The sequence below is a fragment of the Streptomyces sp. STR69 genome (genome assembly GCF_024519455.1).
Taxonomy (GTDB): Bacteria; Actinomycetota; Actinomycetes; order Streptomycetales; family Streptomycetaceae; genus Streptomyces.
The window spans coordinates 136348-147499 of the sequence record NZ_JALJRY010000023.1 but is presented as its reverse complement, the minus strand read 5'-3'; the positions used below and the strand labels follow the sequence as shown (position 1 = coordinate 147499).

The 11152-nt window shown below is 70.5% G+C and carries 12 protein-coding genes; 4 read left to right on the top strand and 8 right to left on the bottom strand.

Annotation, left to right across the window (positions count from 1 at the left end):
• The 4 genes from OC490_RS35430 to OC490_RS35415 all read right to left on the bottom strand — a co-directional run.
• Window positions 1-273, bottom strand: a 273-nt coding sequence (locus OC490_RS35430) for a helix-turn-helix domain-containing protein (protein ID WP_262062140.1), incomplete at its 3' end; no start/stop codon positions are given.
• Entirely contained in the window at window positions 270-560 is a 291-nt protein-coding gene (locus OC490_RS35425) for a helix-turn-helix transcriptional regulator (protein WP_262062139.1), read from the bottom strand. The genes OC490_RS35425 and OC490_RS35430, both read right to left, overlap by 4 nt.
• 417 nt (window positions 561-977) lie before the next feature.
• Window positions 978-1796: an alpha/beta fold hydrolase gene (locus OC490_RS35420; RefSeq protein ID WP_262062138.1), complete on the bottom strand. Its 819-nt coding sequence runs from the start codon at window positions 1794-1796 to the stop codon at window positions 978-980.
• 32 nt (window positions 1797-1828) lie between these two features.
• The gene (locus OC490_RS35415; RefSeq protein ID WP_262062137.1) at window positions 1829-2494 is read right to left on the bottom strand and encodes a DUF4097 domain-containing protein; all 666 of its coding nucleotides are present in this window, start codon (window positions 2492-2494) and stop codon (window positions 1829-1831) included.
• Between the two features lie 238 nt (window positions 2495-2732).
• Between OC490_RS35415 and OC490_RS35410 the strand changes: the two genes are divergently transcribed.
• From OC490_RS35410 to OC490_RS35400, 3 genes are all read left to right on the top strand, one after another.
• Window positions 2733-3488: a helix-turn-helix domain-containing protein gene (locus OC490_RS35410; RefSeq protein ID WP_262062136.1), complete on the top strand. Its 756-nt coding sequence runs from the start codon at window positions 2733-2735 to the stop codon at window positions 3486-3488.
• A gap of 426 nt (window positions 3489-3914) precedes the next feature.
• Window positions 3915-4430, top strand: a complete 516-nt coding sequence (locus OC490_RS35405) for a hypothetical protein (RefSeq protein ID WP_262062135.1) — start codon at window positions 3915-3917, stop codon at window positions 4428-4430.
• 146 nt (window positions 4431-4576) lie between these two features.
• A complete protein-coding gene (locus tag OC490_RS35400) occupies window positions 4577-4903 on the top strand; it encodes an acyl carrier protein (protein WP_262062134.1) in 327 nt (108 codons plus the stop codon).
• Window positions 4904-4953: 50 nt separating this feature from the next.
• On the opposite strand, the gene OC490_RS35395 is transcribed toward OC490_RS35400, so the two are convergent.
• The 4 genes from OC490_RS35395 to OC490_RS35380 form a co-directional block, all read right to left on the bottom strand.
• Window positions 4954-5796, bottom strand: a complete 843-nt coding sequence (locus tag OC490_RS35395; protein WP_262062133.1) for a DUF4097 family beta strand repeat-containing protein — start codon at window positions 5794-5796, stop codon at window positions 4954-4956.
• A 74-nt stretch (window positions 5797-5870) separates the two neighbouring features.
• The gene (locus OC490_RS35390; RefSeq protein ID WP_262062132.1) at window positions 5871-6392 is read right to left on the bottom strand and encodes a hypothetical protein; all 522 of its coding nucleotides are present in this window, start codon (window positions 6390-6392) and stop codon (window positions 5871-5873) included.
• A 214-nt stretch (window positions 6393-6606) separates the two neighbouring features.
• The gene (gene cimA, locus OC490_RS35385) at window positions 6607-8238 is read right to left on the bottom strand and encodes a citramalate synthase (protein ID WP_410099214.1); all 1632 of its coding nucleotides are present in this window, start codon (window positions 8236-8238) and stop codon (window positions 6607-6609) included.
• Window positions 8239-8472: 234 nt separating this feature from the next.
• Window positions 8473-10050 (bottom strand): acyl-CoA carboxylase subunit beta, encoded by a 1578-nt coding sequence (locus OC490_RS35380; RefSeq protein ID WP_262062130.1) that lies wholly within the window; start codon window positions 10048-10050, stop codon window positions 8473-8475.
• 464 nt (window positions 10051-10514) lie between these two features.
• Between OC490_RS35380 and OC490_RS35375 the strand changes: the two genes are divergently transcribed.
• The gene (locus tag OC490_RS35375) at window positions 10515-10922 is read left to right on the top strand and encodes a hypothetical protein (RefSeq protein ID WP_262062129.1); all 408 of its coding nucleotides are present in this window, start codon (window positions 10515-10517) and stop codon (window positions 10920-10922) included.
• Window positions 10923-11152 lie beyond the last annotated feature (230 nt).

Genomic DNA, 11152 nt, shown 5'->3' with positions numbered 1-11152 from the left:
GGTGGCGGGGTGGTGTGGTGTTTCGGTTGGGGGGTGCAGTCTTTCCTGGGCGTGGTTGAGGAAGTAGGCGTACTTTTCTCGGATTTCGCCGCTGGGGTCGCGTCCCTGTTCCCAGCCACCGACCGTGGAGGGGCTCACTCCCAGTGCCCGGGCCACCTGGGTGCGCGAGAGGTTCAGTGCCTGGCGCAGGGCGCGCCGCTGCTCGGCAGGGGGCAGGGCGGCCGGTGTACGGGCGTCGGCCAGGAGTGCGTCGATCGCGTCGAAGTCGGTCATCGTGGTGTTCCCTGGGCGGCGGGGGTGGGGGTGGTGCGGCGGCGGTGAGGGGGCAGGGTGTCACAGGCCCGGGTGGGGCCGGCGAGCAGGTCCAGGGCGTCGATTCCGTAGTGGGCGGCGAGGGCTTCGCAGTCGTTCAGGCTCCATGCCGCGCTGCCGGACTGGCGGCGGCTGATCTGCGTCTGGCTGACGCCCAGAGCTGTGGCGAGGTCTGCCTGGGACTCCCCCGTGATCTGCATGAGTGCGGCTGTGGCTGCCCGCACGCGCTCGCCGAGCGTCATCGTCATGGGACGACCCTAGAAGATCTATGCGTTTTGAGCATGAGGATTGGTGAAAGTGTGTGACTTGCGTGTCGGCGTCAGGAGTGCAGGTCCCGCGCGGGAGCAGCGCGGACCGGTTCGGCGGCGGGGCTCTTCGGTCAGGGGGGTGAGTGCGCGGTGGCGGGGTGCGGTTCTCGCGGGCTGCTCTTTGAACGGCTGGACGAGTGGGACTCACCTGATGGGACTCACCTGATCCGGTGAGTCCCGGTGTCTCTCGACTGGTGCTCAGGTCCTGCCGGCCTGTCGGGAGGCTGTTCTGTCCGCGTCGTCCGGGGCGGCCGGGGCGGCCGTGTCTCCCGTGGTGCGGCGCTTGTCGTCATTGAGGGGACGCCGTTCCGGCCGATTGTGGGGGGCTGTGGTCTTGCCGGGGGCCGGCCCGTGTTGTCAGTTCGTGTCTTGGTCGAGGGGGGTGATCTCGCGTACGGCCTCGGCCACGGCGGTGAAGTCCTTTTTCAGGATTGCGTCGTGGTTGCTGGCGACCTTCGCGCTGATGCGGATGTTCGGGTTGCGGGCGGTCACCGCGTCGAGGGCGGCGCGGATGCGTTCCTGTTCGTCGCCCTTGCTTCCCAGGGACGCGCCCGAGGCGACCACGTAGCGCACGGGGACGGTGATGGCGTCCAGTACGGGGGCCAGATCGTGCTCGCGGGCGAGTTTGCCGAGTTCGATGTTGGTGTCGGCCATCTGCCGGGCGTTCATTCGCGGGGTCAGGCCTGTCGGGCGCAGCAGTGGCAGGAACCAGCCCATCCTCCCGAACAGTTTCCGGATGCGGCGTTCCATGGCCTCGTCCAGCCAGTCGTAGGGTTGTGCGCCGTCGATCAGGACTGCGCCCAGGGCGCGGTCGGGGTTGCGGCTGGCCCAGTGGGCTCCGACGAATGCTCCGTAGGACCAGCCTGCGACCAGTGCCCTGTCCACGCCTCGGGCCGCGAGGACGGCGTCGACGTCCCGGACGGCGGCTTCGAAGGAGTAGTCCGCGGACTGTTTCGATTTCCTGCCGCGGGCTCGCTCGTCGTAGGTGATGTGTCGCCATCCGGGCCCGAGTTCGGTGATGACGCGGCGCCAGTATCCCTGGGTGGCGAACTGGCCGTTGAGGTAGACGACGGGGATTCCGGTACCGCCGGTGTCGGTGACGGCCAGGGCTGTGTCGTCGATGGGGACCATGCCGGTCCATGTCGTGTCGGTTGTGGGAGTGCTGTTCTTGTTCATGGGTCTTCTCCTGGTGGTGTCGGGGTGTTTTTTCAGAGGCTGCGGGCGGTGATGTCGCCGTGGGAGGTGGTGGCGTGGATGTCGAGTGTGGGGGTGCCGTCGTTCTTGAGGGTGTTGGTGATGCGGCCGTGGGCGGTGCCGGCGTCGAGGTGGGCCGGGGTGCCGGGGGCGGCGGTGACGGTGATGTCGCCCAGCTGGGTGTTCAGGACGAGGGTGCCCCGCAGGGCCTCGGTGATGCGGATGTCGCCTCGTTCGGTGCTGATCTGTGCGGGGCCGTCCAGTTGGCCGACTTCGATGTCGCCGTCGGTCGCGGTGAGGTGCAGGCTCGTGGCCTGGTCGATCCGGATGCGGCGGTGGGCGCCGTCGAAGGCGATGTGGCCGAGGTGTCCTTCGCAGTGCAGTTCGGCGCCGGCGGTCCTGGCCTCGATGTGGGAGCCGGTGGGGAGTCGGATGGTGACTGCGAGGGATCCGGTGGGGCGGGGGAGCTTGTTGCCGGGCTGTGGGGCTGTGATCTGCAGGGTGCGGTCGGTGCAGGTGATGGTGGTCTGCTCGGCGGCCTTGGTGTCGCGGTTTCTGGAGGGGTCGGCGGGCTGGATCTCGACGGTGGTGTCGGTGCGGTCCGTGGCGATGAACCGGATGCGTCCGGCGGGGATGTCCATGACGGCGGAGATCGGGGTGGGGGTGTCGAACTTCTGCATGGTGTTCTCCCTTGTTCGCAGGTTGTTTCTGGTATTGGAAACGCTACGTTGCTTTCCATTGCAGGGCAACATACTCGTTGCATAAAATTGATATTCGTGCAGGTAGAGAGCTTCAAACTGTTGCAATGACTCCGACGGTAACGCAACATCCATCTTCCTGATCATTGCAATGGGAGAAGGGTGAACGCTATAGTGAGGGGGTCAGGGACCGCTGCGAGGGATCACCGAGGAGACCGCGATGCCGGGAGGCAGACTCACCCAGCAGGAACGCCAGCAGATCGCGCTGGGGCTGGCCGACAGCCTCCCCTATGCCGAGATCGCCCGGGCCCTGGGCCGTCCCACCTCGACGGTCACGCGTGAGGTGATGCGCAACGGCGGTCCGACCGCCTACCGCGCCGACCTGGCCCACCGCGCCACCGAACGCCGTGCCCACCGGCGCAGGGCCGCCCCCTCCCGCGGGCCGGAGTCGGCCCCGCCGGCGCACGGGCGTGACGCCGAGGCCGTGGCCGAGTACGAGGAGACGTTCACCACCGTCCTCATGGGCTCGGGTCTGCCCAAGATCCCGGCCCGGGTGCTGACCTGTCTGTTCACCGCCGACAGCGGCACTCTCACCGCGTCCCTGCTCGCCCAGCGTCTCCAGGTCAGCCCGGCGTCCATCTCCAAGGCCATCACGTTCCTGGAGAGCCAGAGCCTTGTCCGCCGGGAACGTGACGAGGGGCGCCGCGACCGCTATGTCGTCGACAACGAGCTCTTCTACCAGGCGACGATCGCCAGCGCCCGGGCCAACGACGAACTCGTCAAGATCGCACGCCGGGGCGCCGCCGTCCTCGGCCGTGACACTCCCGCCGCCGCCCGCCTGGAGAACGTCGCCCGCTTCCTCGACTTCATCAGCGAAAGCATCACCCGCGCCGCCGAGCAGGCCCGCGAAGTACTCCACACCGGCCCGGGGACTCCCTCGGAGGACCCCGCACCGACAGACGCGGACCACCGCTAGCCGGCTGCCGCTCTGCGAGGAGCCGGCCGTGCAACGGGCCGGGCCCGCGACGGGCACTCGCCGTCCCGGGTGGTACCCGGCACACCTTTCCCCCTGCATGACCCCACTATGGCGTGCAGGTGGCATCACTTCTGGGCATTGCGCGTCCGCTGCGGGCTAGGTCGAGGCCCTCGCTCGGCGGGATCTCGTAAAGCGGCAGGCCGGAAGCGGTCCTATGTGGGTGTCCGGCATCTGTTTCCCTGCGGCGCCAGGTCGGCGTGGATGCCACTGGCGAAGCATCCAACTCTTTGACCTGCTGCTTTTTGATGGCACTCACAGTGTGGCGCCATGCATGAAAACAAGTGACGCCATAAGTGGCCCCATTGGGTAGACATGTGTGCCATGATGGCGTCACTTCATCGCAGTGAGGCAGCAGAGGGGTGGATCATGGAAACCGTAGGGAGTCAGCAGCAGGCGGCACCCGGTGCCGTCGCCGCCTTCGCCCGCTTCGTGCTCTGTGGTGGCGGAGTGGGGGTCGCCTCCAGCTTCGCCGTGGCGGCCGTTTCCGCCTGGATGCCCTGGGCCCTGGCCAACGCCGTCATCACCGCGGCCTCCACCGTCCTCGCCACCGAGCTGCACGCCCGTTTCACCTTCGGTGCGGGCGGCCGGGCGACCTGGCGGCAGCACGCGCAGTCGGCCGGGTCCGCGGCAGCCGCGTACGTGGTGACCTGCGCGGCGATGTTCGCCCTGCAGCTGCTGGTGGTGTCACCCGGCGCGGTGCTCGAACAGACCGTCTACCTGACCGCTTCCGCACTCGCCGGCGTCGCACGGTTCGCGGTCCTGCGCCTGGTCGTCTTCGCGCGGAACCGCTCGCGGGTCGCGATCACCGTCCCCGCCGCCCAGCCGGTGTCCGTGCCCATGGCCCGCGCCGCGGCCCCGGCCGCGCTCTGCCACGCCGCCTGACCCTCGGGCGTACCGGATGCCGAAGTGACAGGCGGGCGGCGGGAGTTCGAACGCCCGTCGAGGATCCCTCAAGCGGGTGGGGGCAGCGTGAAGCGGACGCGCAGGCACGGCCTGGACCGCTTCAGCAGCCGGAAGGAAGTCAGCTCATGGCGCAGACACCGTGGAACGCGAGGTTCGAGGCGGTTCTCCGGCAGGGTCTGCCCGGCCTGGGCAGGGACCGGGCGCCTGCCGTCGACGTGCCGCTGGAGACGTACGGGCTCGACTCCCTCGCCCTCATCGGCATCGTCGGCGCCCTGGAGTCCGCCCATGGTGTCGTCCTCGCCGGTCAGGTCACCGTTCCGGTACGCGCCCTGACCGCGGGCCAGCTGTGGGGCATCCTCTCGGCCGCGCTGCCGCCGGCCGGGGACTCCGGCCGGCCTCTGTCCTCCGCGGTCGGCGCGCTGCGCGTCCCGGCGCCCTGGATCATGGGCTGACGGGACGACGGGCTTTCGCCGCTCCCCTCACTCACCGGTGCGGCCGGTGCTCAGGCCCGGGCGCGGCTGACGTAGATGTTGCCGTGCCTGGTGCGGGCGCGGATCGTGACGGTGTCCTCGGTCTGCTCCGGGCTCTCGGACGCGGTGAGGGTGTTGCGCACCTGGCCCGAACCCGCGCTGACGTCGAGCCAGGCGGCCGTGCCCTCGCGGACACCGACCTCGATGGCGCCGTACGCTGTCTCCAACTGGACGGTGCCACGGGCCACTTCGTCCACGCGTACGGTGCCGTGGGCGGTGGTGGCGGTGACCGAGTCGGCGGCGCGCCGGATCTCGATGTCGCCGTTGGCATTGTTCACCCGCAGCTCGCCGGTCGCACCGTCGACGGTCGTGCTGCCGTGGGAGTTCTTCAGGACGGCCGGGCCGTCGAGCAGGCCGACGCGCAGGCTGCCGGTGCTGGTGGTGATCTCGGCCTTGCCCTCGACCCGCTCGACGGTGATCGAGCCGTGCGACACGGTCAGTTGCAGCGGGCCGGTCGTGTCGAGGCGGGTGTCGCCGGACGAGGTCTTCACGCGGACCTCGCCGAGCCGGCCCTCGCCGAGCACCTGGGTCCAGGACCCGCTCACGTCGATGTGCGAGCCCGTGGGCAGTTCGACGGTCACGTCGACGGTGCCGGAACGGCCGAACAGGTTGAGCCGGGGCGTGCGGACGGTCAGCGTGCCGCTCGCGTATCTGACCTCGGTCTGGTCGGCCGTCCGCGTGTCCACGCTCTTGTCCGGGTCGCGGGGGCGCACCTCGACGACGGTGTCGGTGCGCTCGCCCGCGGTGAACTGGATGGAACCGGCGTCCACGCGCGCCGTGACCGCGATCGCCTCGGGGGTGTCGAAAGTAGGCATGGCTGCCCCGTCTCTGAGTCTTCAGGGTGTCCCCGCTGGCGGGACATGATGTGAGCGGAGTGGCGCGGACGCGGTCAGCGCACCCAGCCGGTGAAGCTCTGCCCGACGGCCTGGGTGCGTTCCGGGGCGCGGACCCGGGTGCCGCCGTCGACCGCGGCCGACACGGCGCGTACCAGCCAGGCGTTGACCGACAGGCCCTCGCGGCCCGCAGCCTCCTCGGCGCGTGCCTTGAGGTGGGCCGGCAGCCGCAGGTTGACGCGGGCGGGGCCGCCCTCGTCGCCGTCGGCCGGGGCCGGGGCCCTGAACAGTTCGGCGGACTCGGCCGGTTCCGCGACGGCGCCGCCGCCGCCGGTGGGGGGCAGGGTCACCACGAAGGCGGGGTCCAGACCGCGCAGCAGTACGTCGACCGAGCCGGGCGCGAGCTCACGGGTGATCTCGTCCATCGCGGCGGAGAGCACGTTGAGCATGACCAGCCGGGTCGCCGACTCCAGAGGAGCGGTCAGCCGCTCGGCCAGCTCGCCGGCTTCCTTGCCGCCGGCCTCGGCGGCCACCGTGAGTTCCCGGCGGAGGGTGTCGACATACGGCGTGAGATCCATGGCGCCATATTTGCATCATATTGGCACCATACGCAAGCAAGGGGGCCGTCCGAGTCGCTGCGGTGCCGTGTACGCACCCGCTGTCCGCGGCCTGGTGTCCGATGGTGCCGTATGACGCCAAGCGGCACCACCCAGTGCCGTGCGGTCGGTGTTCTCGCGCGTCAAGTGCCGTGGCGCGGGCGGGAGTTCGAGCACCGCTGCGCCGGCCCGCGGGCTAGGCGGCGGGCTCGACGCCCGCGCGCAGCAGGCCGTAGGTGTACGCGTCCTCCAGTGCGGCCCAGGACGCCGCGATGACGTTCTCGGCGACGCCCACCGTGGACCACTCGTGCCGGCCGTCCGTCATGGAGATGAGGACCCGGGTCGTGGACTGCGTGCCGTGCCTGGCCTCCAGGATGCGGCCCTTGTAGTCGACCACTCCGAGGCGGGCGAGCTGCGGGTAGATCTTTTCCAGGGCTACGCGCAGGGCGCGGTCCAGGGCGTTGACCGGGCCGTTGCCCTCGGCGGCGGCGACGATGCGCTCGCCCTTGGCCCACAGCTTCACGGTGACCTCGTTGGCGTGGCTGCCGTCGGGGCGGTCCTCCAGGATGGCCCGCCAGGACTCGACCCGGAAGTAGCGCAGCGGCCTGCCCTCGACCTCCTCGCGCAGCATGAGTTCGAAGGAGGCGTCGGCGGCCTCGTACGTGTAGCCCTTGAGCTCGCGCTCCTTGACCCGCTCGACGACGCGGCCGACCAGTTCGCGGTCGCCGCCGAGGTCGATGCCGAGTTCCCTGCCCTTGAGCTCGATGGAGGCGCGGCCCGCCATGTCCGAGACGAGCATCCGCAGCCGGTTGCCGACGAGTTCCGGGTCGATGTGCTGGTAGAGGTCGGGGTCGACCTTGATCGCGGAGGCGTGCAGGCCCGCCTTGTGCGCGAAGGCGGAGACACCGACGTACGGCTGGTGCGTGGCGGGGGTGAGGTTGACGACCTCGGCGATGGCGTGGGAGATGCGGGTCATCTCGCGGAGCTTGCCCTCGGGCAGGACCTTCATGGCGTACTTCAGCTCCAGGGCGGCGACCACGGGGAAGAGGTTGGCGTTGCCGACGCGCTCGCCGTAGCCGTTCGCCGTGCACTGCACATGGGTGACGCCCGCGTCGACGGCGGCGAGGGTGTTGGCGACCGCGCAGCCGGTGTCGTCCTGGGCGTGGATGCCGAGCCGGGCACCGGTGTCGGCGAGGACCCTCTGCACGATCGCCTGGATCCGGGCGGGGAGCATGCCGCCGTTGGTGTCGCACAGCACGACCACGCAGGCGCCCGCCTCGTGCGCGGCCCGGACGACCGCCTTGGCGTACTGGGGGTTGGCGCGGTAGCCGTCGAAGAAGTGCTCGCAGTCGACGAAGACGCGGCGGCCCTGGGCGACCAGGTGGGAGACAGTGTCGCGGACCATCTCCAGGTTCTCCTCGAGAGTGGTGCGCAGCGCCAGTTCCACGTGCCGGTCGTGCGCCTTGGCGACCAGCGTGATCACCGGGGCACCGGACTCCAGGAGCGCTTTGACCTGGAGGTCCTCGCTCGCCTTCGCGCCGGCCCTGCGGGTGGCGCCGAAGGCGACGAGCCGCGCGTGCCGGAGGTCGAGCTCGCCCTGGGCGCGGGCGAAGAACTCGGTGTCCCTCGGGTTGGCGCCCGGCCAGCCGCCCTCGATGAAGCCCACGCCGAAGTCGTCCAGGTGCCGGGCGATGGCCAGCTTGTCGGCGACCGTGAGGTTGATGCCCTCGCGCTGCGCGCCGTCACGCAGCGTCGTGTCGAAGACGTGGAAGAGATCGTCGAGTCCGCCGGTGACGTTCCCTGTGCGTTCGCTCGGGCTGCTGCTCACTGACCTGTCTCCTGTCCGGGATCTCGGTCCACCGGGATGACCGGCTGCACCTTCCATCTATGGCCCCTCGCGCTCGCTTCCCGGTCGAGGACGGGCACAGACCCACGCCCATGGCCGGGCGGACGACGGCCCCGGCCTGCGGGAAGGCGGTGTGCGCCGGGGTCGCGGCTTCTCTGCCGTTCTTCGGGCGCTCCGGAGTCCGTCGCGGGTGACGAGCCGGAGCGGCCCGGTGCGTCACTGCGGCTGGTTGCCGTGTTTGCGGGAGGGCTGTGCCACGTACTTGGTGCGCAGCACGGCGAGGGCGTCGATGAGCCTGGCGCGGGTCTCCGCAGGGTCGATGACATCGTCCACCAGGCCGCGTTCGGCGGCGTAGTACGGGTGCATGAGCTGTTCCCGGTACTCCTTGATGTGCTGCCTGCGGGCGGAGTCGGGATCGTCGGCGTCCGCGATCTCGCGCCGGAAGACGACATTGGCGGCGCCCTCCGCGCCCATCACCGCGATCTCGTTGCCGGGCCACGCCAGTGACACGTCCGAGCCGATGGAGCGGGAGTCCATGACGATGTAGGCGCCGCCGTAGGCCTTGCGCAGGATCAGCTGGACGCGGGGGACGGTCGCGTTGCAGTAGGCGTAGAGGAGTTTCGCGCCGTGCCGGATGATGCCGCCGTGCTCCTGGCCGACGCCGGGCAGGAAGCCGGGCACGTCCACCAGTGTCACGAGCGGGATGTTGAAGGAGTCGCACATCTGGACGAAGCGGGCCGCCTTCTCGCTGCCCCTGATGTCGAGGACCCCGGCGAGCGCGGCGGGCTGGTTGGCGACGATGCCGACGACCTGGCCGTCCAGCCGGGCCAGGGCGCACACGACGTTGGGCGCCCATGCCTCGTGCACCTCGAAGAAGTCGCCGGCGTCGACGACCTCCTCGATGACCCCGCGCATGTCGTAGGCGTGTTTCTCGTCGGACGGCACCAGGTCGCGCAGGGCCGGGGTGAGCCGGTCGGGCCGGTCGGCGCCGGGCTCGGACGGTGGCTGTTCACGGTTGTTGGCGGGCAGGAGGGACAGCAGGTAGCGGACGTCGGCGAGGCAGCTCTCCTCGTCGTCGTGGGCGAAGTGGGCGACTCCGGAGAGGGTGGTGTGGGTGTCGGCGCCGCCGAGTCCGTCGTGGCTGATGCGTTCTCCGGTGACGGCCTGTACGACGTCCGGTCCGGTGATGAACATCTGCGAGGTGCCGCGCACCATGAACACGAAGTCGGTCAGTGCCGGGGAGTAGGCCGCGCCGCCCGCGCAGGGGCCCATCATCACGCTGATCTGCGGGATGACCCCGGAGTTGCGGACGTTGCGCTGGAAGATGCCGCCGTAGCCGGCGAGGGCGGTCACCCCTTCCTGGATGCGGGCGCCTGCGCCGTCGCACAGACCCACGATCGGGGCCCCGGCCGTGGCGGCCATGTCCATGATCTTGTGGATCTTCTCGGCGTGCGCCTCGCCGAGGGAGCCTCCGAAGATGCGGAAGTCGTGGGCGTAGGCGAAGACGACCCGTCCGAAGACCCGGCCCCAGGCGGTGACGACGCCGTCGGTGTAGGGGCGTTTGTCCTCCAGGCCGAAGCCGGCGGCGCGGTGTCTGCGCAGTCCTTCGACCTCGGTGAACCGGCCCTCGTCGAAGAGGAGCCGGAGCCGCTCGCGGGCGGTGAGCTTGCCCTTGGCGTGCTGCGTCCGGGTGGCCTTGTCGCTGGGTCCTTTGCGCATGTCGGCGCGTACGGCCTCGAGTTCGGCGACCGTGCCGCGCCGCTGCCCGACCGGTGTGTCGTCCAGGGCGGTCATGGGTTTCCCTTCCGGCCGTCGTGATCGGCCGTCCGTCCGATGGGCCGGCCGCCAGCTTCCGCCCGGCCGCTCGAAGCCGGTTGGAGCGCCGGACGACGATCGCCACGGACGCGCGGGGCGCTCCAGCGCGGTGCTCCAGCGGCGTTCGAGGTCCCCTCGAGTGCGGCCTGCGACGCTCAGGATCGTGCGCTCCGGTGCGGACGGTCATGAGCCTTCTTGGAGCAGCGAAGGGCCCGCCGGTGTCCCCACCATCCCCCGAGGGCGCCGGCGGGTCTCCTGCCTGTCCGCCGCCGGAGGGGCCGGCGCCTGTGCCGTCCGGGCGGTGGCTTCACGAGCACGGGGCACCGCATGGCGCATATTGACGCCATTAATGGCTCATCATGGCGCCAACTGTGTGCCATAGTGGAGCCGAGCAGTTCGGAGTGACGCCGGGTACGGCGTTCGACACGAAGGAGCCCCCCACCATGTCCATCACCCTCAGTGACCAGGACAAGCTGACCCTGCGGACCGCCGCCTACGGTGCGGTGACGCTGATGGCCGCGGCCGCCGGTGCCGATTCCCCGCACAAGGTGGCCACCCAGGGCAGCATCGCGCTGACCACCGGCACCGGTCTGGTCGGCCATGTCCTCGCGGAGAAGTCCCCGGTCGGGGATCTGGGCGGCAAGTCCGCGGCGGAGATCGCCGACCGTGTCCTGCCCGCCCTGACCGCCGCCGTGCAGCTGCTGAAGAAGCAGGCCCCGGAGGAGGCCGACAACTTCCGCAGCACCGTCCTCGTCGCCGTCGAGGCGTCCGCCCGCACCGCCAAGGGCGGCCCCGGTCCCACCCTCACCGCGACCGCCGACAAGATCACCGCGGCCCTCGACGCCGCCTGACACACCCGCCCGCCACCGGTACGCCGTCGCTTCCCCCGCCTCACCCCCTGGCTCCGCCGGAGAGCTCTCCGGCGGAGCCGGCCGTCTTTGCGCACCGCCCCGTGTCCCGCCGGCGGGACACGGCAAGCCCGCCCGCGAACAGCCGCGCACCGGCGCCGAGTTGTCTTGAACCGCTCCCCCGCGTGCGTGAGCGTGGAGGTCATCCAATGCCGTGACAGGCGCAGCGGAAA